Annotated in this window: 21 protein-coding genes; all 21 read right to left on the minus strand. The window is 47.5% G+C overall.

The annotated features are described in order from the left end of the window. Positions 1 to 95 precede the first annotated feature (95 nt). The gene (gene sigE, locus T3H97_RS16855; RefSeq protein WP_250239524.1) at positions 96 to 836 is read right to left on the minus strand and encodes an RNA polymerase sporulation sigma factor SigE; all 741 of its coding nucleotides are present in this window, start codon (positions 834 to 836) and stop codon (positions 96 to 98) included. Between the two features lie 106 nt (positions 837 to 942). Next, complete coding sequence (gene spoIIGA, locus T3H97_RS16860) at positions 943 to 1929, minus strand: sigma-E processing peptidase SpoIIGA (RefSeq protein WP_328800335.1); 987 nt, start codon at positions 1927 to 1929, stop codon at positions 943 to 945. Positions 1930 to 2117: 188 nt separating this feature from the next. Beyond that, on the minus strand, positions 2118 to 3242 hold the full coding sequence (gene ftsZ / locus T3H97_RS16865; RefSeq protein ID WP_013311084.1) for a cell division protein FtsZ: 1125 nt from the start codon (positions 3240 to 3242) through the stop codon (positions 2118 to 2120). 67 nt (positions 3243 to 3309) lie between these two features. Then, positions 3310 to 4581 carry a cell division protein FtsA gene (ftsA, locus tag T3H97_RS16870; RefSeq protein ID WP_013311085.1) on the minus strand — a complete coding sequence of 424 codons (1272 nt, stop codon included), beginning with the start codon at positions 4579 to 4581 and terminating at the stop codon, positions 3310 to 3312. A 199-nt stretch (positions 4582 to 4780) separates the two neighbouring features. Then, positions 4781 to 5545 carry a cell division protein FtsQ/DivIB gene (locus T3H97_RS16875; protein ID WP_328800336.1) on the minus strand — a complete coding sequence of 255 codons (765 nt, stop codon included), beginning with the start codon at positions 5543 to 5545 and terminating at the stop codon, positions 4781 to 4783. Between the two features lie 56 nt (positions 5546 to 5601). Continuing rightward, on the minus strand, positions 5602 to 6912 hold the full coding sequence (murA, locus tag T3H97_RS16880; protein WP_328800337.1) for a UDP-N-acetylglucosamine 1-carboxyvinyltransferase: 1311 nt from the start codon (positions 6910 to 6912) through the stop codon (positions 5602 to 5604). Next, entirely contained in the window at positions 6902 to 7807 is a 906-nt protein-coding gene (murB, locus tag T3H97_RS16885; protein ID WP_328800338.1) for a UDP-N-acetylmuramate dehydrogenase, read from the minus strand. Before murB ends, murA begins: the two co-directional genes overlap by 11 nt. A gap of 146 nt (positions 7808 to 7953) precedes the next feature. Continuing rightward, positions 7954 to 9063 (minus strand): undecaprenyldiphospho-muramoylpentapeptide beta-N-acetylglucosaminyltransferase, encoded by a 1110-nt coding sequence (murG, locus tag T3H97_RS16890; protein WP_328800339.1) that lies wholly within the window; start codon positions 9061 to 9063, stop codon positions 7954 to 7956. Positions 9064 to 9069: 6 nt separating this feature from the next. Then, positions 9070 to 10167, minus strand: coding sequence for a stage V sporulation protein E (spoVE, locus tag T3H97_RS16895; protein WP_061828513.1), 1098 nt, complete (start codon positions 10165 to 10167; stop codon positions 9070 to 9072). Between the two features lie 49 nt (positions 10168 to 10216). Further along, a complete protein-coding gene (gene murD, locus T3H97_RS16900) occupies positions 10217 to 11638 on the minus strand; it encodes a UDP-N-acetylmuramoyl-L-alanine--D-glutamate ligase (RefSeq protein ID WP_328800340.1) in 1422 nt (473 codons plus the stop codon). Between the two features lie 4 nt (positions 11639 to 11642). Then, entirely contained in the window at positions 11643 to 12611 is a 969-nt protein-coding gene (gene mraY, locus T3H97_RS16905; RefSeq protein WP_013311092.1) for a phospho-N-acetylmuramoyl-pentapeptide-transferase, read from the minus strand. Positions 12612 to 12633: 22 nt separating this feature from the next. After that, entirely contained in the window at positions 12634 to 14037 is a 1404-nt protein-coding gene (locus T3H97_RS16910; protein ID WP_328802842.1) for a UDP-N-acetylmuramoyl-tripeptide--D-alanyl-D-alanine ligase, read from the minus strand. After that, positions 14037 to 15524, minus strand: a complete 1488-nt coding sequence (locus tag T3H97_RS16915; protein ID WP_328800341.1) for a UDP-N-acetylmuramoyl-L-alanyl-D-glutamate--2,6-diaminopimelate ligase — start codon at positions 15522 to 15524, stop codon at positions 14037 to 14039. Before T3H97_RS16915 ends, T3H97_RS16910 begins: the two co-directional genes overlap by 1 nt. Positions 15525 to 15579: 55 nt before the next feature. Further along, complete coding sequence (locus T3H97_RS16920; protein WP_328800342.1) at positions 15580 to 17496, minus strand: stage V sporulation protein D; 1917 nt, start codon at positions 17494 to 17496, stop codon at positions 15580 to 15582. Between the two features lie 81 nt (positions 17497 to 17577). Further along, positions 17578 to 19932, minus strand: a complete 2355-nt coding sequence (locus T3H97_RS16925) for a penicillin-binding transpeptidase domain-containing protein (protein ID WP_328800343.1) — start codon at positions 19930 to 19932, stop codon at positions 17578 to 17580. A gap of 61 nt (positions 19933 to 19993) precedes the next feature. Beyond that, positions 19994 to 20374, minus strand: coding sequence for a hypothetical protein (locus T3H97_RS16930; protein WP_025721604.1), 381 nt, complete (start codon positions 20372 to 20374; stop codon positions 19994 to 19996). A 24-nt stretch (positions 20375 to 20398) separates the two neighbouring features. After that, positions 20399 to 21349: a 16S rRNA (cytosine(1402)-N(4))-methyltransferase RsmH gene (rsmH, locus tag T3H97_RS16935; protein WP_061828520.1), complete on the minus strand. Its 951-nt coding sequence runs from the start codon at positions 21347 to 21349 to the stop codon at positions 20399 to 20401. Between the two features lie 17 nt (positions 21350 to 21366). Beyond that, positions 21367 to 21804 (minus strand): division/cell wall cluster transcriptional repressor MraZ, encoded by a 438-nt coding sequence (gene mraZ, locus T3H97_RS16940; RefSeq protein WP_328802843.1) that lies wholly within the window; start codon positions 21802 to 21804, stop codon positions 21367 to 21369. A 332-nt stretch (positions 21805 to 22136) separates the two neighbouring features. Continuing rightward, a complete protein-coding gene (locus tag T3H97_RS16945) occupies positions 22137 to 23402 on the minus strand; it encodes an adenosylhomocysteinase (RefSeq protein ID WP_013311100.1) in 1266 nt (421 codons plus the stop codon). A gap of 64 nt (positions 23403 to 23466) precedes the next feature. Next, positions 23467 to 25098, minus strand: coding sequence for a bacillithiol biosynthesis cysteine-adding enzyme BshC (gene bshC / locus T3H97_RS16950; protein WP_328800344.1), 1632 nt, complete (start codon positions 25096 to 25098; stop codon positions 23467 to 23469). Between the two features lie 122 nt (positions 25099 to 25220). Then, positions 25221 to 26159, minus strand: coding sequence for an ABC transporter ATP-binding protein (locus tag T3H97_RS16955; RefSeq protein WP_013311102.1), 939 nt, complete (start codon positions 26157 to 26159; stop codon positions 25221 to 25223).

The following is a 26159-nucleotide window of genomic DNA, read 5'->3' on the forward strand; positions in this document are numbered from 1 at the left end:
GTGTCTTACCTCCCAAGGAGCAACATTAATGTACATTATCTCCTGAGGGCATTTTTTTATTCGCCGTTTCCATCGCTTCCGGATATACCCATGCATTATACCATTTTATTAAATTCTTTCCGTAAGCGCTTTATAATTCGCTTTTCCAGACGCGAAATATACGATTGCGAGATACCCAACAGGTCAGCAACATCCTTCTGTGTCTTCTCCTCTCCGTCTTGTAAGCCGAAGCGCAGCTCCATAATCAAACGCTCTCGATCCGTCAATTTATCCAGTGCCTTATGCAATAATTTACGGTCCACCTGCTCCTCAATATTACGGTAAATGGTATCATTTTCCGTGCCCATCACATCAGAAAGCAACAACTCGTTACCATCCCAGTCAATATTCAGAGGCTCATCAAAAGAAACTTCCGATCTCGTTTTACTATTGCGACGCAAATACATCAAAATCTCATTCTCAATGCATCGAGACGCATATGTGGCAAGTTTGATTTTCTTCTCCGGATCAAAAGTGTTAACCGCTTTGATTAGTCCAATAGCACCGATAGATACGAGATCCTCAATGTTGATGCCCGTATTCTCAAATTTGCGGGCAATATATACGACTAACCGCAAATTTCTTTCGATTAGCATCGACCGTACTGCCGCATCTCCAGAAGAAAGTTTTCCCAGCAAATATTCTTCTTCGTCTCTCGTCAGCGGTGGGGGGAGCGCCTCGCTGCCGCCAATATAATAAATTTCTTCACTTTTCAGCCCAAATAAAAATAAAATACGATAATATTGCAACTGCAACGCTAGCCTAATTTTCATCTTCAATTTCATCTGTTCCCGCATATCATTCTCCCCCTTTTGAAAATAGTGCAATTCCAGCTGTGCTCCGTCCATTTCACCATTGGATGTTTCTCGTTGCCTTCAAACATCATTTTGTGTCTATGCTACATCATCCTGATTCTGTAAAATGCTCACCAAAAAGTGCATCTCGTTCCTGTCTGGTATCAGCACTGCCCTCTCCTTGTGCCGTCACATCCGGGTGAATGATGGCGCGATACTTACCCTCTGCCGACAATGTTCCCCCATCCAAGCCAATCAACACTCGATGATGTACAAAATGAACCCCATTCATCACCACCTCTACCCGGTCTGGTTTAAGGGCGAGCATAAAGGAATGACTGCGGTTAATTCCACGATAGGGGACGAGGCGAACACGATCCTGCCAGCTAAACGATTCGTCCCCCAGTTCCATCACCAGTTGGTCAGCATTACCCTCAGAACATTTTCGGAGCCAGGAGGCGGGCAAATGCGATTCCCACAAGGCCGCCTCCATGACCATCACCGGGGTTCGGGTCAAAGGATCATAGAGCTGATTACCTGTATCCAACAAGCCTGTACACTCAATATGATCCTGCCCAATCCATACCTGCACTTGTCCCAGAAACCCACTCATCCTTTCTGTGCGCTGCTTTGAGGACTGCACAATACGAAAGAAAAGCATCACTCCGCCAAATGCGCATAAAATAAACCAGAATGCGATTTTCAGTTCAAAAGACATTCCACCCGAAGCGGTGTACCAGATGCCGTTAAACAATTCCCCCGTATTTTGGAGAAAATAATGCATCCCCAAAATGCCACCTGCAGCTACAAAATTGATCATGTAAAAAGCACCCATTGTACGAAGATACTTTTGCATGCTGCCAAATCCAAAAGCCACCAGCAGCATTATGACCGATAATGCCAGTTTGATCAGGAACGTAAATAAAAAAGACAGTTCCGGCACAAACATCATGACCACATACATTGCGCCGATTCCAGCTGAAGTCATCAACCTCCACCACACTGGACGGATTTTTCTCATCCAGGCGGTGACCATCATCAGCACAGCATCAATGAACAAATTGGCCAAAAAAATCAAGTCGATATAAACAACCAAGGCTTCACCCGCCCAGCGTTTGCAGGATAGGATTAAGTATAGTAGTCATGCTGTTCAAAGTCTGTCTAACGGTGGGGACGGTGACCGACTAATTTTGTCGGAAAGAGGAGAAGCGCCTGAACTGCAGAATACGGAAAACAGAAAGAAGCCCGCATCTCCAGGGAGAATGCGGGCAATCCGAATTGAAACTAGTTATCGTTATTATTATTGCGCGAACGGTTACGTAAGAATGTAGGAATGTCTAATTGGTCACTGCTTTGAGTGTTACCAAATGGACGCAAGTTAGGAGAGCCTTTTTCCGCCGATTCGGAAGTAGCCGGGTTGGCTGCCGGTTTACGTCCCGGTGCCGGTTGACTTGGCTTACCTTCAAAGCCAGTGGCAATAACGGTAACCTTGATCTCTTCTTTCAACTCTTCGTCAATGATAGCACCGAAAATCATGTTTACTTCCGGATCGGAAGCCGATGTTACAATTTCAGCCGCCTCATTAACCTCATACAGAGACAAATTGTTGCCGCCAGTGATGTTCATAATCACACCACGTGCACCTTCAATGGATGTCTCCAACAACGGGCTCATGATCGCCTTGCGTGCTGCTTCAGCCGCACGATTTTCACCAGTTGCTTCACCAATCCCCATCAAAGCGGAACCACGCTCCGTCATGATCGTCTTAACGTCAGCAAAGTCGAGGTTGATTAGACCCGGTACAGCGATCAAATCTGAAATACCTTGTACCGCCTGACGCAGAACATTGTCTGCTTCACGGAATGCTTCCAACATTGGGGTTTTCTTGTCCACAATTTCAAGCAAACGGTCATTCGGGATTACAATCAAAGTGTCTACTTTTTCTTTTAATCCCTCAATACCGAGTTCAGCTTGATTGGAACGCTTACGCCCTTCAAACGTGAATGGTCGGGTTACCACGCCTACAGTCAGCGCGCCGCATTCCTTGGCAATTTCAGCAATGACAGGAGCCGCTCCGGTTCCAGTACCGCCACCCATTCCCGCCGTTACGAATACCATATCCGCACCTTTGAGCGTATTCATGATGAGCTCACGCGACTCTTCAGCAGCTTTTTTACCCACATCGGGGTTAGCGCCGGCACCCAGTCCGCGGGTCAGCTTATCCCCAATTTGAAGCTTATGCTCAGACTTTGCTAAATGAAGTGCCTGGGCATCTGTATTGACTGTAATGAACTCCACACCCTGAACACCATTTTCGATCATTCGGTTAACCGCATTGCTGCCGCCGCCTCCGACGCCGATCACTTTAATTTGAGCCAAGCTCTCCATTTCAAAATCAAATTCCAACATACTATTCCATCTCCCCCTCAATGTGCATGGATGGCCCGTCCATGATTGGCATAATTAGCAATGAACGTTATATAAATTCACTGAACATATTTTTTAAGCGTTCAATCAACCCCTGCTTTTGCTCGCCTTCCGCAGCGGGACTACTACTTTTGGTTCGGTTAGTCGGCTTCTTGGTACTTCCGCCACTGTTGCTAACGCTAGTCGATCTTCCGCGATAGTAACGAATAGCATTATGCAAGATTCCAACTCCGCTCGTGTAGCCCGGATCCCTTACACCGATAAAATCAGGTACGGCGATCCTTACGGAAGCGGCCAGTTCGCTTTGTGCCACCTGAAGTACACCAGGCATGGAGACGGTGCCTCCGGTAAGTATATAACCTCCCGGAAGCTCTGTGTAACCCAAGCGCTTAACTTCCGCCTGAATGAGTTGAAAAATTTCCTGCACTCTCGGCTCAATAATAGCAGCCAAATCCTGCTGGTTGAACTCCTTATCCACATTACTGCCGATACGCGTCACTTTAAAGACGACATCGGCTGCCGCATCATCATACCATGCGCAGCCGTATTTAAGCTTTACTTTTTCGGCTTGATCGGTAAGGGTTCTCAGTCCGTAGGCAATATCATTGGTTACAAATTCTCCACCAATCGGAAGTGTAGATGTGGCAACAATCGTTCCTTCCTGGAAAATGGCAACATTCGTAGATCCTGCACCAATATCCACCAGCACTGAACCCATTACCTTTTCATCCTTCGAAAGAGACAATTGTCCGGCTCCAAGAGGTAGCAAGACCAGATCTTTAATCCTCAAGCCGGCTTTCTCAACGCAGCGCAACAGATTATGTATCGGGGTCTTGCCTCCAGTAACAATCGTAGCCTCTACTTCGAGACGAACTCCAATCATACCGCGAGGGTCCTGAATGCCTTCAAGGCCATCCACGACATACTGCTTGGCTACCACGTCAATAATTTCTCTCTCCGGTGGTACGGCAATAACTTCAGCTGCCTTCAGTACACGCTCAATGTCCTCCTCGCCGATTTCACGGTCCTCGTTGGACACGGCTACTACGCCATGACTATTTTGCAGGCCAATATGATTGCCTGAAATCCCCACATACACTTCTGTTATTTGAATACCAACCATGCGTTCTGCGTGATCCACGGCGTTACGGATTGATTGCACGGTTTGATCAATGTCTACAATTGCACCTTTGCGAATCCCTTCCGAGTCGGCAGATCCAACTCCAATAATATTAAAGGTTCCATTGTTCATTTCCCCAATAATAGCCCGAACTTTGGATGTACCGATGTCCAAACTAACAATGATGTCATTGTTGCTCAAGTCTGTGGCACCTCCTGACTCCAAAATGAATTTCGTTCTTTAAACACACTCTGTACATATTCAACATACTCCATGCTTTCCCTCTTTTTTCTACAAATTTTTTAGAAGCCAATTTATGGTTGCAGTCACATAAAAATTTGAAGAAAAAAGAAGGAGGCAAGTCTATTACCCATAAAATCAATTCTAGCATTTTTTCACATCACTGAGTAGTATCTTTTTCTTGGCCCTCTTCACTCGTATCCGGTTTGAACGGAACGTAGGAATCCGCCTCCAACATGGTGATCAAACCTGGATCTTCTGTTTCTAACACCTGGTTCAAATAACTGATTTTAGAATTCAGTAGAGAAACAGTTGTAATAACCTCAAACTGGGAACGTGTGTACATTTTGATGCGATCCGGAAAAGAAGGAATCGGTGCGGGAATGATTTCCGAAATATCGGCTGTCCATTCCCCCGGAATGCGCGATAACGCTTCACACAGCTTCGCTTTGTACGGATCATCAGATTTCCATTTGGTCAAAATAGGCTTCTCAACAGCTATTCCGCTACTCCCCACGCTCACGCTTGTCCCATTGGCTAGAATAGCACGAAGGCTCCCGTCACTCTGCAACTCGTAAGCAACCGTAGCAAACTCTTTAATGTGAATAGCAATAATACCCGGAAACTGCTTGTCCACTGTGACTTGCTGTATCGATTGAATTTCCCGCAGTTTCACAGAGATGTCGGATGAACTGACTCCGAAATACTGATCTCCAACAGCCAGACCGCTTCGATTAAGAAGCTGATCTCGGGTCGAAAATACATTACCATCAAAACGAATTTCAGAAACCCGACTCAATGAAGAACGGAAAAAGAGAACAGCGAGCAGTACGATAAACAACAAAATGAGAAGAATAGCAATCTTCCGGCTTGTTCTTTTTTTCGTTCTGTTCTTTTTAAGAACAGGTATTTGAGCATTTGGCATAGCTTCTCTCCACAAAAGCCTTTTGTCCCCCCGTTAACGGAGGGACATTACAGGCATTAATTTACGAAATCCAGGTGCTCCGGCACCGGAGACTGACGGCTCATTCGGGCACCCAGTCCCTGGAAAAGACGTTCGATCCGGTCATACCCTCTGTCAATATGATGAACCTGCTCGACAATGGTACGTCCTTGAGCCGCTAGACCCGCTATGACCAGCGCAGCCCCTGCCCGCAGATCGGTAGCCTCTACCGTAGCCCCGTACAGACGAGAAACTCCTCTTATAAAAGCAGCATTTGCATCAACCGTAATATCAGCACCCATTACATTTAGTTCATCCACATGTTTGAATCGGCTTTCGAAGACGGTCTCTTTCATGACACTAAATCCGTCCGCCAAAGAAAGCAAAACCATGACCTGAGATTGCAAATCCGTCGGAAAAGACGGGTAAGGGGAGGTAACGATCCTCTCCACTGCTTTGGGACGACTCATACAACTTACGGTCATTATATCATTCAAGATGCCGATTTGAACACCAGCCCGCCTGAGGACGTGAATCAGAGCAGACAAGTGGGATGGATTGCAGTGAGTCAGCGACACACTTCCTCGTGTAGCTGCAGCTGCGATCATAACCGTTCCAGCTACAATGCGATCAGGAATGACCTCATACGTACACGGATTGAGGCGACTGACCCCCGTGATTGTAATCGTGTCGGTTCCAGCACCGATAATGCGGGCTCCCATGGCATTCAAGAAGTTTTGTAGATCCTGAATCTCCGGTTCCCTCGCTGCATTGGTGATTGTTGTTCGTCCTTCAGCCAACGCAGCGGCCATCATAATATTTTCCGTTGCACCTACACTCGGGAAATCCATGTGGATGTCCGAGCCGATTAGCTTGTGGGCTCGAAACATAATTTGCTCGTCTTTTTCCTCTATCTCTGCGCCAAGAGCTTTTAAGCCCTCTAGGTGAAGATCAATTTTGCGCTCGCCTATGGCGCAGCCTCCGGGCTGGTAAATGGAAACTTCTCCATATCTGGCGAGCAGCGGTCCCATCAGAAAGATAGATGAGCGCATTTGCTTCATCAAATCTTCCGGAATTTGGAACGTTCGGACGGACGACGTATCCACGTATACCGTTTCCTCTTCATGTCGGCATGTACAGCCGAGTCTTTCAAGGATGTGCAGCATGACCTTAATGTCTAAAAGATGGGGCACATTCCGAATTTCTACCTTACCTTGTGCTAGTAAGCTCGCTGCAAGAATAGGTAGTGCCGCATTTTTTGCCCCATGGATACGTATGGTGCCTGACAGGGGACGGCCTCCCTCAATCACCAATTTGTCCAATGTATCACCTCCGAGTTTACCGCTCACCCACTACGAAAACCTCCGGAACTAGCTTGATGCCGGTTTGAGATGATATTGTACTTTGAATATGCTTCATTAGGGTAAGCACGTCCTCTGCTGTCGCTTGACCGGTATTTACAATGAAATTGGCATGCTGTACAGATACCTCAGCGCCTCCCGCCTTCAAGCCCTTGAGACCTGCGCTCTCAATAAGACGAGCAGCATAGTCTCCTGGAGGATTACGGAACACGCTTCCTGCACAAGCTAACTGTAACGGCTGGGTCAGCCGGCGGCGGTCTTTAAAAGCCGCAAGCGCTGCTGAAATTTGCTCGCGATCACCCCGCTTCATCCGAAACACTGCCTCTGTCACCATTCCACGTTGCTCATGCAACACGGAGTGACGATAGCTGAAATGCATATTGTCAGCATCGTACACAGCCAATTCCCCTGTATCCAGCACAATCTCAGCGGACTGGAATATTTGTGACACATCAGACCCATGGGCACCGGCGTTCATGTAGACAGCCCCACCGACTGATCCTGGGATACCACCAGCAAATTCAAGGCCAGACAGTCCCTGCTTGCTGGCCATAACGCACAGTTTGACCAGTGAAACGCCTCCTCCAGCAACGATCTGTTCATCTTCAAAATGAACATAATCAAATCCTGGCCCCAGCTTGATCACAAGTCCCCGTATCCCTTTATCAGAGACGAGCATGTTGGAGCCCCGCCCCAACTGCATCCAGGGAATTCCGTGCTCGTTGGCCAGCTTCAAAACTCTTGCCAGCTGCTCTTTGGTATCCGGGATGACAAGTGCATCCGCAGGGCCTCCAATCTTCCATGTCGTATATTTGGACAGCGGCTCATGCTCCAGCACTTTTCCGATATCATGCTCCGCTAATAATGGCATCCATTGCTGCATTGTACTGAAACCTCCTTGTTGCTTGCCCCGCATGGTTATAAGGCTCTCACCTGACAACCGGCAGCCTGAGTGATGGTCACAATCTATAGGGTATCCTATGTAAATACCATCCGGTGTGTGACAACCGCCCAATTCTGCGCTGCAGACTACCTTTTATGGGCAAGACGTTCCATTTCTTTTACTAAAATATCTGCTGAGTCAGGCTTGCCGAGCGCAGACGCCGACTCTCCCATGCGACTTCGCCGTGCCTCATCCTTCATAATTTCCGCTATAGATTGAAACAGGGCCGGGCCACTCAGTTCCTTTTCTACAATCATGACGGATGCGCCTGCCTTTTCAAGTGTACGAGCATTAGCCTCCTGATGGTTATTCGTCACATTAGGTGATGGGATCAGAATGGACGGAATGCCGAGCGATGTGATCTCTGCCAAGAAGGACGCACCTGCGCGATTAACAATTAAAGAGGTACAAGCCAGCACCTCTGGCATATTGTGGATATAGGGAAGCACATGTAGATGATTGGGCAATGAGCCGATCTGGTTCCGTATGCTATCCAGCGTCTGCTCATAATAAGATTCACCGGTTACATATACAAAATGGACGTCTTTCAGTTGCGAAAGTTGCGGAGCCATTGCAATCATGGCATCATTAATGGCCTTGGCTCCCTTGCTACCACCGACCACAAGAACGACCGAGCTGTTCATCGGAACCCCAATAGTAGCAAATCCCCGATCCCGGTTAGCCAAACGAACTGTTGTAGCACGCGGATTCCCGGTATACAGTACATTTTTAGCTTTGGGAAAAGCTCCTTCTGAGCCTTCAAAGCTAACAGCTACTGTATCCACATAGCGACTGAGAAATGTATTAGTCAGCCCTGGAATTGCATTTTGCTCATGAATGATGCTGGGGATTCCCAACTTGGAAGCTGCATAAACGACGGGGCCGCACACATATCCCCCAGTGCCAATAACCACATCTGGCTTAAATTTCTTTAATAATGCTTTGGATCTGCGAACCCCTTTGAAAAAGCGCATGATCGTTTTTATATTTTCCACAGACAAGCTGCGGCGAAATCCTGTGATATCAATAGCCTCAAATGGAATTTTCTCCTGAGGAACCAACTTGCTTTCGAGTCCTCGTTGACCGCCAATGTATAAAAATTCAGCGTCCGGATCAATCTCTTCGCACTGTCTGGCTACGGCCAGCGCCGGATAAATATGCCCTCCGGTGCCGCCGCCGCTCAACACGACGCGCATAAACGTTCACCTCGCATAACGTGATAAATTTAGTAAAATGCCCAGAGCAGTTAGCATTAAGGTCAGAGAAGAACCTCCATAGCTGATTAAGGGCAGTGTTATTCCTGTTACCGGCATTAAGCCGATAACGACACCGATATTAATGACGACCTGTACGGCGACCATTGCGACAATACCCACCGCAAGCAAGCTACCATAGGTATCGGGAATGGTTATAGCGACACGCATTCCTCTCCACACGAGAACCAAAAAGAGCCCCAGCACCGTCATTCCACCGATAAAGCCAAGCTCCTCCGCCAAAATGGAAAAAATAAAATCAGTTTGCGGCTCAGGAACGTAGCTATATTTTTGTCGACTCATGCCGAGTCCCAAGCCCGCCAACCCGCCAGGACCAATCGCATATAGCGATTGAATAATTTGATAGCCTGCGCCAAGCGGATCGGACCAAGGGTCCAGAAAAGCGGTGATGCGCTGGAGTCGATAAGGCGCAGCTGCAATCAGTGCAGCAAATCCTGCTGCTCCCGACAGAGCCAGCAGACCGAGATGCTTCATACGCGCGCCTGCCGTAAATACGATGAGCATGGACGCTCCCATCATTACCGTACCTGTACCCAAATCGGGCTGAAGCATAATAAGCCCAAAAGCCAGTCCCATGAGTCCAAGCGGGGGCAACAGGCCGCGCGTAAAAGAGCTAATATCATAGTCAGGACGACTAAGCCAACGAGCGAGAAAAAGAATCATACCCAGCTTCATAAACTCGGAAGGCTGAATGCCGAAAGAGCTAATACCGAGCCAGCTTCGTGCCCCGCCTCTTACTACACCAATGCCGGGAATTAATACGGCAACCAGCAGCGCTAGACAGATCAACAACACGACCTTGGCATATTTCTGCCAGATTCGATAGTCCGTTCTGGCAGTAAAGTACATCGCTACAAGGCCGAGCCCTGCAAACAGCAATTGCCGCTTTACAAAATAGTAGGAGTCCCCGTACTCGTGAAAAGCGAGGACGGCGCCCGCACTGTATACCATAACCATGCCGATGGCTAATAAGCTTACAATACAAACGAAAAGCCATAGATCCGGCGCTGGACGAGATTGCTTCATCAGGAGGCCACCCCTTGCATAAAAGTAGGGGCTTATCCAACCCCCCTACTTACAATTTATGCGCCGCCTCTTTAAAAATACGTCCACGCTCTTCATAGGATCGGAACATATCCCAGCTTGCACAGGCGGGTGAGAGTAATACTACATCTCCCGTCTCAGCAAATTCAGCAGCCTTGTTCACAGCCTCCACGAGCGTAGCGGCGGCATCCTCCCCATTATCGACGACCTTTACATGCTCTATTCCGGCCTGCTGGGCCCGCTGAGCCAGCTTATGCCGTGTCTCACCCAAGAGCACAACGGCTTTCACACCTTCCTGTAAGGAAGGTACGAGCTCTGTATAATCAGAGCCGCGATCCAATCCTCCGGCAATGAGTACAATGGGTTGCTTAAAGGAAGATAAAGCCATCATTGTTGCTTTCGAATTGGTTGCTTTGGAATTATTGTAATAAGCTACACCAGCGTGTTCTAGAACAAATTCAAGCCGATGTTCTACGCCGCGAAAAGTACTTAATGGTTCCGCCAAATTTGCTGGTTCTGCGCCTGCAGCAATGGCGATTGCGCAAGCAGCAAGAGCATTTTCTACGTTAAAACGACCCGGAAGTCCAATCTCAGCTACGCCTATAATGGGATGCAGCACACCATTTCCATCGCGGTATACGATGCTACGTTCAATATCGTCCGTCACATCCGGTATGTATGGCGGGTCAGCGAACAACCCTTCCTGCAAACGTTCTGTCATAGAGAACGGAAGCAGCTTCGCTTTTATATAGGGTACGAGCTCCCGGCAGACGGGGTCATCCCAGTTCACCACCGCAGTATCCGCCGCCGTTTGATTGGCAAATAGACGCGCCTTGGATGCAACATAGTCCTCCATGCCTCCGTGGTAGTCCAAATGGGTCTCAGCTACATTGAGCAGGCAGGCCACAGTGGGCTTGAAATCTTTTGTTCCTTTTAACTGAAAGCTGCTCAGCTCCACAACCATCCACTCGTCCGACTTGGCATCCACAGCCGCCTCACATACGGGCGTACCGATATTACCAGCCACGATTGGATTCATGCCGGATGCCTCCAACAGCTTGCCTACCCAAGTGGTCGTGGTCGTCTTTCCGTTGGAGCCAGTAATTCCGATGATCGGAGCTTTACATAGATGGTAGGCGACCTCAACCTCGGTCACGACCTCAATGCCGAGCTCGACAGCTTTCCGTACGGGAGGGGCCGTATAAGGAATCCCTGGATTTTTGACAACCAGCTTCACTCCAGGATGAATTAGCCCCTCTGGGTGACCCCCGCATAAAACGGAAATTCCCAAAGCCTCTAATTCAGAAGCTTCGGGACATTGTTCCCTATCCTTTTTATCATTGACTGTCAGCTTGGCTCCGGCCTGGTGCAGCACCTTGGCAACTTGCACGCCGCTTTTAGCCAGACCGATTATGACGACTTCCTGATCTCTGTATGCGTCTGGATGGTTCATTTGTCTACAACCCCTTGTTGAGATAAAGTCCGAGTCCTGCCAACAGCAGTCCTACAGCCCAGAATGTAATAACTACGCGCCATTCGGACCAGCCGGACAGCTCGAAATGATGATGAATCGGGCTCATTTTGAAAATACGCTTGCCACGTGTTTTAAAGGAAGCTACTTGCAAGACTACGGACAGCATTTCAATTACAAATACACCACCGATAATGAGGAACAAAATTTCGCTTTTCGTAACGATGGCAATGGCACCTATGGCGCCACCGATTCCCAGCGAGCCTGTGTCACCCATAAACACCTTGGCAGGATGAGCATTATATACAAGAAATCCGAGTACAGCGCCAATCATGGCCGCTGAGCATACAGCAGCCGGAAGCGAGGTTGCCTGAATCGCGACAATGGCATAAGCAGCAAAGGCAATGGCACTTGTACCGGACAGCAGCCCGTCCAGCCCATCCGTGAAATTGACAGCATTGCTAATCGCCAGCATCATGATAATGATGAACGGATAATAAAACCAGCCGCCCCAATCAAATGACCATGACGTTCCAGGGATGCCGATCGCAGTACTATGATCATTGCTAAGCAGAAGCCAGCACATGATCGCGCCAAACAATAATTGCCCAAACAGCTTTTGACGCGCCGTCAGACCTAACGAGCGTTTGAATACAATTTTGATATAGTCGTCCAAAAAGCCGATCAGCCCAAAACCGAGCGTAGCAACCAGCAGAACGTAAAAGTCCGTATTTTTGATAGCTGAAAACTTAAGAAAGGTCAGCGTAAAAGCCACCAGAATCACGATACCGCCCATTGTAGGCGTACCTATCTTTTTAAGATGGCTTTGTGGCCCGTCATCCCGGACCTGCTGGCCGAATTTCATTCGCCGCAGCAGCGGAATGAGCAGTGGAGCGGCAATAACCGCCAGTATAAACGATACGACGATCGTCAGCAGTAATAATTGAATATCCATGGGAGTCTCCCTCTCGTCAACATCAGTTCTGTAGCGGACCGTTTTTCAGCGCATCCACAATTTCTTCTAGTCGCATCCCTCTGGATGCCTTAACCAGCACAATATCATTGGGGTGGAGATGAACCTGCAAATGCTGGATCAGCTCTTGCTTATCTGTATAAGCGTGCACGTTAGCAGTTGGCATCAACCCTTGCGCACCCTGCGCAATCGAAGTGCCTAACGCACCGTAGGTAAACAGTACCTCTACGTCGTGCTTTGCCGCGAAAATTCCAATTTCCTCATGGAATTGCTTTTCCTCAGGTCCCAGCTCCAGCATGTCACCAAGCACGGCGACTTTACGTCCGTCCGTTTTATACGCAGACAACGTCTGTATTGCAGCCTTCATTGAAGCCGGGCTGGCATTATAAGCGTCGTTTAGCACGGTAAGTCCATTAGGACAGCTCACGACCTCAATGCGCATGCCCGTCAGTTTTAAAGACGACAACCCTTTACGTATATGGTCTGCATCGACATTGAAATGACGCGCTACCGCCAGTGCTGCCAAACCATTTACAACATTGTGCTGTCCAAGCAAGGGAAGCCTGAAAGCCTCTTTGCCAGATTGGGCTGTTATGAATAAGCTGCCTTCTCCATCCGAAGTGATTTCAGTTGGATAGTCATCGTTGCCTGTAGCTAGCCCGAACGTAAACAATTTTAAACCTTCAGGCTTGACCGTTTCAGACTCCGCCAACACTTGTGAAAGCAGTGGTTCATCCCCGTTGTAGATCAGCAAACCACCCGGCTTAAGGCCACTTGTGATTTCCAACTTTGCACGAGCGATTTCCGCACGAGAACCAAGCTGCAGTAAGTGCGATTCGCCTATGTTGGTTATGATAGCTACATCTGGTTGGGCAATATTAGCCAGCAGGCGAATCTCTCCACGTCCACTCATGCCCATCTCCAGAATGAGAATATCTGTATCCTGCGGCATGGACAGTACCGTTAAAGGCAAACCGATATGATTGTTATAATTTCCTTCGGTTTTGTGTACTTTAAAAGTCGTGCCCAGCAAAGCGTTTACGATGTCTTTCGTCGTCGTCTTGCCGTTGCTTCCCGTGATCCCAACGACAGAAACGCCGGTTTCGCGTAAATATGCAGCTGCTAGATGCTGAAGGGCTTCTAACGTATCCTCTACCTCAATAGCGTTCTCAGCCGGAGGTGCTCCATGATCCTTTTGCCATAAAAATGCAGCTGCACCTGCCTCGCTTACGATCTGCTGCACATAATTATGCCCATCAAACCGCTCGCCCACGAGTGGAACAAACAACCCTTGGCTCTGCGGCCTGCGAGAATCTGTAAAAACGCCTTCGACCATCTGTTCGGCGTCTGCTTCTCCGTGAAGTCTTCCTCCACACATAGATGCAATCTGACCGATTGTTCTTTTCATCACTTGGATAAACCCCTTATCGCTTCTTTGGCTACGATGCGGTCATCGAATTCATGCACCGTTTTTCCGATCAACTGGTAAGTCTCATGACCTTTTCCCGCAATCAATACTACATCGTCAGGGCTTGCCATTTCAACAGCTTTATGAATTGCAGTTCTACGATCCACGATCAATTCGTATCGTTCTGCGGGTACACCTTCGTCAATCAGCCCTTGTTCGATGTCTTTCAAAATCACTTTCGGGTCCTCTGTTCGCGGATTGTCGGAAGTAATAAACGAATGATCGCTGTAACGCGCAGCAATTTTCCCCATCAACGGACGTTTCGTACGATCCCGGTCACCGCCGCATCCAAATACACACCATACTTTACCGACCGCAAATTCCTTTACGGTGCGAAGGACATTTTCCAATCCATCCGGTGTATGGGCATAATCTACAATAACAGCAAAGGGCTGACCCGCATCTACAGGCTCTACCCGCCCATCTACGCCTGCGATAGACTCTAGACTCTGCTTGATATCCGCCAGCAAGATTCCTTCCAGCAAAGCAGCTGTAATGGCCGCCAGTGCGTTGTACACATTGAACTTGCCCACCATTCGAAGCTCAATATCGGTATCTCCTTTAAAAGTAGACACATGGAAGGAGGTTCCCTTGGAACCTATAGTGATACGAGATGCCTGCACATCAGACTCCTTTTCCACGCCGTATGTAATCACTTGGGCCGCAGTTTGAGCCTGCAAATAGGAAGAAGCCGGATCGTCTGCATTCAGAACAGCATATTTGCTATCTGATGCATCCCGCGAGAAAGCATTTCCCAATCTAGAGAACAAAAGTCCTTTTGCAGCACGGTACTCCTCCATTGTGTTGTGGTAGTCCAGGTGGTCCTGCGTCAGGTTTGTAAATATAGCGGTGCGAAAATCAGTTCCTTTGACGCGGCCCTGCTCCAACGCATGTGAAGATACTTCCATGACACAGCATTGAACCCCCTGCTCTGCCATATTTCCGAGATAACGTTGCAGTTCCACCGCTTCAGGCGTAGTGCCAGACATTGGGTAAGACTGACCTCCGTAACGCATTTGAATCGTACCTATCAGTCCGGTGTTCACCCCGGCATCCTTCATGATCTTTTCAATCAGATAAGTTATCGTTGTTTTACCGTTGGTTCCGGTTATGCCGATCATGCGCATGCGTCGGCTCGGTGAATCAAACATATAATCCGCCAAAACCGCCATGGCATGTCGTGCATCCTTAACTACAAGCTGCGGAACAGGTACATCCAGTTCCCGTTCAACGACCAAAGCTGCCGCCCCTGACGCAATTGCCTGCTCAGCATAGTCATGTCCGTCCACTGTAAAACCTGGCAAACACAGAAATAAATCTCCCTGTTGCACTCGACGTGAATCCGCCCCGATTCCTCGGCAATCCACTGTACCGTCACCCACCACACGGGAGACGGCCAGCAGTGAAGCCAATTGTTGAAGCTGCATCTTTCATTCCTCCATTGCTCTCTCGTTATTCATAGTATGGTATAAAATGAACCTATCAATCCCCCATGTAAATACGGATCGTTGATCCCCGCTCCAATCTGGAGCCCGGCTTCGGCGCCTGACTCACGACCGTCTTGCCTGACCCAGATTTCACGAGCATAAAGTTCATATTCATATCTTCGTACAAATCAGCTGCAGTAGCACCTACCAGATCAGGTACCGTTTCGATCGGATTTTCTCCATACTTATACTCTTTAGCAATTTGATTGGTGCGAGGCGGTATTTTCAAGGCAATCAGCGCGTCCTTTAAAATATTTTGCACGATTGGCGCAGCAACCACCCCGCCGAATTGAATGCCCTTTGGGTTATCGACAGCGGTATAGACGACGATTTGCGGATCATCCGCCGGTGCAAAACCAATAAAGGATACAATATGCTCCGAGGAAGAATAACGCCCGTTAATCACCTTTTGTGCTGTCCCCGTTTTACCTCCCACCCGGTAGCCTTCAATGAAAGCAGGACGACCTGTGCCTTTAGCAACGACGCTTTCCAGCGCTTCCCTTACCTGTCGGGAGGTTTCCTCTGAAATAACCCTACGTACCAGTTCTGGTTCTACTTTTTCCAGCACTTTTCCGGTTCCCGGCTGAACCCAACCTTTTGTAATGTGAGGCTTATAAAGATTTCCGCCATTGATAGCCGCTGATACAGCCGTAACCTGCTGGATCGGAGTGACAGACACCCCTTGACCAAAAGCGGTTGTCGCCAGCTCTACAGGACCGACCTGAGGAAGCTTGAACAAAATGCCGTTGCCCTCACCAATCATGTCGATCCCCGTTTTGCTGCCGAAGCCAAAATTGCGAATGTATTTGAACAGTGTTTCTTTACCTAATCGCTGCCCTAATGTTACAAAACCGGGGTTGCAAGAATTCTCCACCACTTGAAGGAAAGTTTGGCTTCCATGTCCGCCTTTCTTCCAGCAACGCAAGCGTGCTCCACCGACTTCAATATATCCCGGATCAAAAAAACGGTCATTTTTGAGATTGACCTTCTTTTCTTCCAAGGCAGCCGCCAGTGTAATGATTTTGAAAGTAGACCCAGGTTCATATGTCATCCAGATAGGCAGATTTCGATTATAGATTTCAGGTGCATATTGCTTATATAGTGCTGGCTCATAGCTTGGTCGTCCAGCCATGCCTAATATTTCACCCGTCTTAGGGTTCATAGCAATAGACAACGCGGACTTCGCCTGAAATTTGACCATGGCTTGGTCAAGCTCCCGTTCCATAATGGACTGCACAGACTTATCAATGGTTAATTGTAAATTCAGTCCATCCTTCGGTTCAATATATTTTTCAGAAGAACCAGGCATTAGACGACCACCTGCATCTGATAAATACGCAATGCTTCCGTCGATTCCCCGAAGCTTACTGTTTTGCTGCTTCTCTACGCCTGTCAGTCCTTGATTATCAATTCCTGTAAACCCAAGAATATGAGCCGCTAGATCACCATAAGGATAATAACGTTTGTTGTCTTCAGCAACAACGATACCCGGCAGCTTCAAATCACGAATTTGCTGCGCTTTCTCCATCGTAATTTTTCGTCCGCCGGGCTGAAGTTTTTGGCTTGCTGTTCGTTTGGTAATCAGCTTGAGCACTTTATCCTCACTCATATCCAGCAAGGGCGCCAGCCTGCGTGCCGTTTCTTCCGGCTTCTTAATTTGTACTGGTATCGCCATGACTGTGGGCGAACTGACATTGTAGGTTAGCGCCGTACCCTGTCGATCCAAAATTTCGCCACGCTTGGCGGCAAATGGAATATTGCGGCGCCACGAGTCCTCAGCCTTGGCCGAGAGCTCGCCTCCTTTACCCAATTGAACATAGGCGAGCCGGACTGACAAGGCCGCAAACAGTACAAATAATCCCATTAGCCCCCATACCAGCCTTCGCCGCATGGTCACGTTAGATTTTTTCAAACGCGCTCCCTCCGTTCCTCAAATACTCATGACATGTCTTACCTCATGAATATTCAAAAGAACGAACATTAGAACAAGCTATCAGTTATCCTCACCTTTAATCGCAGCAGCACTTTCCTCATCTGCAACAGCAGATATTCCTCCCTTAGGAGCTCCCGAGTCTGTTCCAGCATCAGCAGTAGTACCGGAATCGGTTTTAGTATCGACCTCCGTTTTTGTTGCGCTGCCGGTCTGGTTAGCTGCAACTCTATTGGTCGAGTCCTGTGTTTCCTCCGGTTTCACTCCGGTCACCGTTTCTTTGGCCGGCTGAAGCGTCACGCTGACGATCCGCTTTCCATTTACCATTTGCGCCTTTTGAGAGACAACATAACCTTCGCCGCTTACCTGCACACCAACCTTCATAAGGGTCAGAACTTGAAGTGTGTCACGCAACGAAACACCTGTAAAATCAGGAATAGTCATGTTGGCACTATCCTCAGTCAGCAAGTAAATGCGTTGTCCGGGTTTCATTTTGACGCCTGCTTCAGGATACTGGCGAACAATTTTGGAGCCTTTGCCTACCGTTTCATAGGCAATTCCCTGTTTGAGCAATGCATTTTGTGCATCCTTCTTCACCTGACCAGTTAATGTTGGTACCGTTGGCAAATTCACTGTTTTTACAACAGCGGTACCTGATTTATTCGTTTTAGTTCCCGTTTTTGGAACCCCCATATATTGCAACGATTGGGATACGATTTTTTTAAATACAGGCGCTGCTGCTGTACCGCCGCCTACTGATTTGTTAGGTTCGTCCATAACAACCAAAACAGCTATTTTCGGATCATTTACCGGTGCAAAACCTATAAAGGACACGACATCCTTCGAATGGTCATATACTTTTCCGACGACCTTCGTCGCTGTACCTGTTTTACCAGCTACACGATATCCGTCAATATAAGCAAGGCGTCCCGTACCAATTTCTTGGTCAGATACGACCTGCTCCAGATAGCTGCTTGTCTGAACTGCCGATTCCCGAGTAATCACTTGGCGCACTTCCTTCGGTTGGATGGTCTGAACTTCGCCTGTATCTGGGTTGATGATTTCCTTCACCAGATGAGGCTGCATCAGCTTCCCCCCGTTAGCAATTGCCGAGATGGCAGCTACCTGCTGGATTGGCGTCACCTGAACACGTCCGTGTCCATATGAAGCCGTTGCGACCTCCGATTTGTACTGGGTATGGAATGTAATAGCTCCGGTAGACTCACTCGGGAGATCAATGCCCGTTTTCACGCCGAATCCAAAGTTATTAATATATTTCTTCAGTCTCTCGCCACCCAACTTATCCAGTCCCAGATGGACGAAACCAACGTTACTTGAGCGCTTGACTCCCTGAAGATAGGTTAACGTTCCCCAGTTGCGGCTTACATCACGAATATCCCAGCCTCCGACCCGAATCATACCAGATTGGTAAGATTCATTTGGATTGAACACCTTTTCTTGAACCGCAGCTGCCAAGGTTACAATCTTAAACGTGGAGCCAGGCTCGTAGATAGATTGAGTAGCGTTATTACGGAAATTTTCCAAGGGTGTACTCCCATATGTATTGGGATTAAAATTCGGGTAAGTCGCCATACCAAGAACATCCATCGTCTGGGGATCGGCAGCTACTACAGTCATCGTTTTCGGATTGTATTTTGCAATAGCTTCCTGCATGGCATCCTCTATATAATACTGAATCGTATCGTCAATCGTCAGCTTTAAATTTTTACCATTTCGTGCCGGCTCATAAACACTTTCCGATCCTTGAAGAGGAACTCCCTTCCGGTCCCGCTGATACAGTAGCTTTCCAGCCGTGCCCGAGAGTTCTTTATTATAATAAGCTTCCAACCCCATACCTGCTGTGCCATCTTTTCTTTGATAGCCAAGAACATGGGAAGCCAGCTTATTTTCCGGATAATAGCGTTTGGATTCTTGAACGGTGTCCACAGCTCCAATCACTTCATACTTATCCTTCAAATACTCTTTGAACGTATCCACCTGTGCCTTGACCTCAGGATCTACCTTCCAGCCCCCATTACGTATCTCGCGATTTTTTAAGTAGTTCCCCTTTTTATCCTTTGCAGAAAGATGTCCTCTCAGCTCATCCTCAGGCGTTTTGAGTAACTGGTGCAGCTTAGCTACAACCTCATTCTCCAAATCATACTCCTGAATGATGCTAGGATTGACAACTACCGTAAAAGCCGGTGCATCCGTAGCCAATACGTTTCCTTTACGGTCCGTAATGGTTCCACGCTTGGGCTGAATCACCTGATCTCTTTCTACTTGTTTAACTACCAGGTTATGCCAGTACTCTCCGCTCACAACTTGAATCCAAAATACCTTAAGTAGCAGAACAAGAAAAAAGAGGGTAATACATCCCCCTATTAGCAGTGTGCGAAGCTTTATTCTTTTGACCATAGCTCAAACCTCTCTGCAAAAAAAATGTACGTCAGAGCATAGCTTGATGCTATGCCCTTAACTATTTGGCAGCCTGCTTTTCGACACGAATGGGCTCTCTTGTTGGTTCGATATATCCCTGTTGCTTTGCAGTCGGCACGATCTGATTTTCCAGACGCTCCTTTTGAATCTTCAGTTGGGCGATATTGGTCTGTAATTTGGAAATGTCCTTGCTTGCCGTATTAATCGAATAATTGATTTGATAAATGTGAGCGTACCTGCTAATCAACATACCAGCAATGACAATGCACGCTACAAGTGTCAATAGATACAGCAGCTTTTCTCGAATCGGCAGCTCTCTGCGGCGTGTAACGACTTTGGTAGTCTCACGATACCGTTGTTGCTGAACCTGTTCCTGACGGGCTCTTTCTTTTACAGCCAAATTACCGCGTGTATAAGCCATGTCGCCTCTCCTTCTCCATTAAATTTACAATTTCTCGGCAACTCTCAGCTTAGCTGACCGGGACCGTGGATTAAGCTCCAGTTCCTGCTCTGACGCCACAATCGGTTTACGATTCACCAGCTTCAGATCGCCTTCCATTTTGTCCTCCAAAATAGGCAAATCAGACGGATAGATGCTTTTCGCCAAATACTCCTTGAAAATATGCTTGCATATCCGATCCTCCAGAGAATGGAATGTAATGACCGAAATTCTGCCTCCTGGAGCCAGACATCTTACTGCCTGATGCAAAGTATCTTCCAGTGCACCCAACTCATCATTCACAGCAATCCGCAAAGCCTGGAAACTGCGTTTAGCCGGATGTCCCCCGGTTCTGCGTGCTGCAGCCGGAATTCCTTCTTTGATAATATCGACAAGTTCCCCTGTTGTGTGAATAGGCTTGTTCAATCGACGTTCAATCATGATCTTTGCGATCCGCCGTGAAAACTTCTCTTCTCCGTAATGAAACAAAATACGCGCAATCTCTGCTTCCGACCATTCATTTACAATTTCGTAAGCCGTAAGCGAGCTACTCTGATCCATCCGCATATCAAGCGGCGCATCATGATTGTAGCTAAATCCTCGTTCCCCCTCATCGAACTGGGGCGAGGACACACCCAGATCGAACAAAATACCCTGGACCTGCGGGACGCCGTCTTTCTCGGGCAATCCCAATTCGGTCAGCTTGTCCTGCAAGTGGCGGAAGTTGGATTTCACTAATGAAATCTTGCCTTCATAGGCTGACAGCTTCTCTCGCGCATTGTTCAATGCCCAGTCGTCCTGATCAAAGGCAATGAGCCTTCCCTCAGGGCCAAGCTGTGATGCAATGACGGAACTGTGTCCTGCCCCTCCCAACGTGCAGTCCACATAAATCCCGTCCTGCCTGATGTTTAGTGCCTGTGTTGCTTCTTCTTTGAGTACGGTAATGTGGTGAAACAAACGGCTGACCTCCTAAATTACAATTCAAAGTTGAAATCAACCAATTTCTCAGCAATGTCGTTAAATGCATCTTCTGATTGGTTGAAATATTGCTCCCAAGTGTGCTTGCTCCAAATCTCTACACGGGTGGACACTCCCAATACGACGCACTCTTTAGTGAGCTTGGCGTATTCGCACAAATTCCCCGGTAAATTTACCCTGCCCTGTTTGTCCAATTCGCATTCAGTCGCCCCCGAGAAAAAAAAACGGGTAAACGCCCGCGCATCGGCCTTCATCAGAGGCAGTGCTTTAAGTTTTTTCTCCATGACAGCCCACTCATCCATAGGATACACGAAGAGGCATTGGTCCAGCCCGCGGGTAACCACGAACGAGGCACCGAGAAGTTCACGAAACTTAGCCGGTACAGTAAGCCGACCCTTCTCATCAATGCTATGTTGGAACTCCCCCATAAACATTGGTTTCGTCACCCCTTACCCCATTCTCCCACTTTGGCCCACTTTCCACCACCTAAGCATAATAGATTCGCTTTAAAAAATCAAAGACCTCTTTTTCATTACCAAAAAGTGATAAAAGCCGGATCCATACCATTATGTCTGTTATTGTAGCCCTGCGTCACAAGATGCAAAAAAGCCCCTTATCCCATGAAGCCGGCCCCCGACAATATGCATCAGGTTTCGAAACAACACGGAATAAAGGGCTTACTCTCTGTCCATTATGTTAACCTAAACAAATACTTGCATTAAAAACGCGACACTTTTGCAGCGAAAATCGTGATAAAAAATTCCGATTACGCGTTCCAGCTGTCCAAATAGATCTTTTGGTCTTCAGTTAACGTGTCAATTTGAATTCCCAGACTATCAAGCTTGAATCGAGCTACTTGCTCATCAATTTCATAAGGTACATTAATAACGGCTTTGCCTAGCTCATTGTAACGATCATTCACATATTTCAAGCCAAGCGCCTGAAGCGCAAATGTTGTATCCATAATTTCCGCAGGATGTCCATCAGCAGCAGCCAGATTCACGAGGCGTCCTTCTGCCAGCAAATACATTTTACGTCCATCTTTAAAGCGATATTCCTCGATATTGCGACGCACCGTACGAATGGATTCGGAACGTTTAGCAAGCTCAGGCTTACTAACCTCCACATCAAAATGCCCTGCGTTACACAGCACAGCTCCATCCTTCATCACATCAAAGTGTTCTCCTGTAATTACAGCCTTATTTCCAGTTACTGTAATAAAGAAGTCACCCAGTTTAGCAGCCTCTACCATCGGCAAGACATGGAAACCATCCATATGAGCTTCTACTGCCTTGATCGGATCAACTTCGGTTACAACAACGTTGGCTCCCAGCCCTTTCGCCCGCATTGCAACCCCTTTGCCACACCAGCCATAACCTACCACAACCACTGTACTTCCGGCTACAACCAGATTAGTCGTACGAATAATGCCGTCGAAAGCTGACTGTCCTGTACCATAGCGGTTATCAAACAAATATTTGCAGTAAGCATCATTAACAGCCACCATCGGAAAGTGAAGTTGCCCTTCTTTTTCCAATGCCTTCAAACGAATAATGCCAGTAGTTGTCTCCTCTGCTCCCCCACGGATCGTAGAAATCAGATCAGGCCGTTCGGATTGCAACAGAGTAACCAAGTCACCACCATCATCTATAATGAGATCCGGCTTTGTTTCCAGTGCCTTGATTTGCAAATTTTTGAATTCTTCTGGGTCCGGATTGTATTTAGCTAATACCGTAACCCCATCTTCAACTAATGCGGCGCAAACATCATCTTGTGTGGACAATGGATTACTACCCGTAATAGTTACCTGCGCTCCACCTGCTTGTACCACTTTAGCCAGGTAAGCCGTTTTGGCCTCCAGATGTAGACAGATGGTTACCTTCAGACCAGCAAAAGGCTGCTCTTGCTCAAATTGTTGACGTATACGGTTCAATACCGGCATATGGGCTTCTACCCAATCAATTTTCAAATGACCTTCAGGGGCCAATTTAAGATCGTGAACTATGCTATTTTGTAGAGAATGGGAAGTCATACTTTGTTTCCTCCTTCATATTGGTTAAATTTGCTCCATGATAAATCCTATATAAAATAATTAATCATACATAGATAACACGATGCGTACCCATCAGATCCAATGGTACATTCATAATCATATCAATCAGGCTGAGACCATGACGGTTTAGAAAATGATAGATCGTATACGCCCGCTCCTGCGGCTGTCCAAATGGAAAAATCGACCATTCAATACGATCCCACTGGCGAAGTGCTGTTTCATTTTGTCGAAGCAACGCTTCCTGAACTTTTGCCTCAAGATAGGCGATCTGTGACAGAATCTTGTCGCGGTTGGTTTCTCCGAGCCGTAACAAACCTTTTTCAATCAAACCTGTCTGCTGCACAAGCGGTTCGTACATGCGGACAAAAGCTTCCTTAGCCCCGGAAAACTGATCCTGCATTCCAAGCTGATCTTGAGTGGCGATCCATTGCTTTTTCCGTTCCTCAAGTCCGTCTCTAACTTGACCAAAACTTAATTCATACTTAAGCATATGCTTCTCCACACCTGGCTCTACCAACGTAAAAGACATTCGTGGCAGCAGTATCGGCATCTGCATCTTCAACACCCCGAAAGCATCCCGTGTAATCGCCCAGTAAGCAATTTCCCCTAAACCCAGCACAGATGCCAGCACCGGAAACAGTGAATCCTGCATTATAGGACGAGTTAGCACATTGTTACTAAAACGTTCGGGATGTCTATCTATCTCTTCAAGCAGTTCATCCATAGTAAACGCCACCAGACCGTGTCGATCCGTGAATAGTCCTGCTTTTTTGAAAAGCAGCAAGCGTTCATCTTCATGGATATAAAAGAGATTCGCGCCACCTTCATGTACATCGGCTTGTAAATGATAGCCATAATCTACGATCCGCGCGGCAGTCGTCCGATAAGCCTGCTCCAACTCATCATTGTGCTGAACCAGCCGCTTAAAAACGGATGCTTCCAGCTTGCGTAGCGAAGGATCTGCTGAATCCAAGAGTACTAATCCATAGGTGCCGAACAAAAGGCCCAGCAACTTGGCAAAGGCTTCACTCAGTCCATATGAATCCGTTATCCCGTTCTCAATCATGCGCATTATATCAGCCTTATGTTCTGAATCTGGCAAGCTTTGCTCTATATCCGCTATCGCTTGCTTCCATTCAAAAGCGTCAACTTTAATGGCACTAACCGAAGAACGGCGTTCAGGTTGCTTATTCAGCTTGATTTTGACGGCTTGTGGGTCATTTGCCATTACGTATGTATGATTGACCTCGTCCCAGTCATGATCTTCGCCAGCAATCCAGAAGACGGGAATAACCGGACGTCCAAGCCGTTCCTCTGCTTCTTTCGCCGCCTTAATGAGGGTAGCGGCTTTGTAAATGACCAGCATCGGACCTGTGAACAGTCCACTTTGCTGCCCGCCAGCTACTACTAAGGCATCTGGACTTTCCAGACGGTCCATTGAAGCACGAACCGCCTCATACGAATTGTATTTCTCATTGTATATACGAAGACATGCTACGACATCCTTACGGTTTAATCGTAGATGCCCCGTCTTATCCAGCCACTTCGCCCGTTGGGCATAAGCATCGGCGTGCAGCACATTATATTCATACAAGTCGCTTGCGCGTCCTGTACCCTGTATATAATCTTCTGCCAAAGCCGACCCTCCGCGAAGCGTTTCCGGAATTATTTTCATGGGTCTGCCTCCTGTCTCCACCAAAACCTTACTGCTTGATTGTACCGAAAGCCTATGTCCACGTCAAAGCTTCCTACAAAAAAAACCGCCGAATAACTCGGCGGTTGGTGCATAAAACAAGATCAGGCGTAAGGCTCAGCTACAAAATGTCCTTTAGACACTTCGATGAGCGTGGCATTTTCCAAGTTATACGCCCCTGTCTTACTGCCAGATGCATCATGAATCGGGCCTGCTTGGTCGCCTGGCATAATAATCCGTTTTTTGTTTGCTTCTACTTCTGGATCAGGAAGTGGGATCGCCGACAAAAGCATTTTCGTATAAGGATGGATCGGATTTGCATACAACTCAGCACTTTCTGCAAGCTCAACCATTCTACCCATATACATTACAGCTACCCGATCACTGATGTGCTTGACCATCGACAGATCATGCGCAATGAACAGGTATGTCAGACCCAAACGTTCTTGAAGCTCTTTTAACAGGTTGACAACCTGAGCCTGAATAGATACGTCAAGCGCTGAAATCGGCTCATCACAAATGATGAATTTAGGATTAACAGCCAGTGCACGTGCAATACCGATCCGTTGACGTTGACCACCAGAAAACTCATGCGGATAGCGTGTTGCATGGTCAGGGTTCAAACCAACCAGATCAAGTAACTCTTCAATCCGTTTCTTACGTTCTGCACGGCTACCCGCCATATTGTGAATATCCAGTGCCTCACCAATAATATCAGAAACGGTAAAACGCGGGTTCAATGATGCATACGGATCTTGAAAGATCATCTGCATATCACGGCGCATTGCTTTCATTTTACTTGGTGATAATTTGTAAATATCCGTACCGTTAAAACGTACGCTACCTGCTGTAGGTTCATACAAGCGCAAAATCGTACGACCCGCTGTAGACTTACCACAGCCGGATTCGCCAACCATACCCAGCGTTTCACCCTCGCGAATATAGAAATTCAGGTTGTCCACCGCTTTGAGCACACGGTTTTTGCCAACATTAAAATACTTTTTAAGACCTTCAACCTCAATTAAATTGTTGCTACTCACCAT

Origin of the sequence: Paenibacillus sp. LX16 (assembly GCF_036252815.1) — a bacterium.
In the GTDB taxonomy this organism is placed as follows: domain Bacteria; phylum Bacillota; class Bacilli; order Paenibacillales; family Paenibacillaceae; genus Paenibacillus; species Paenibacillus polymyxa_B.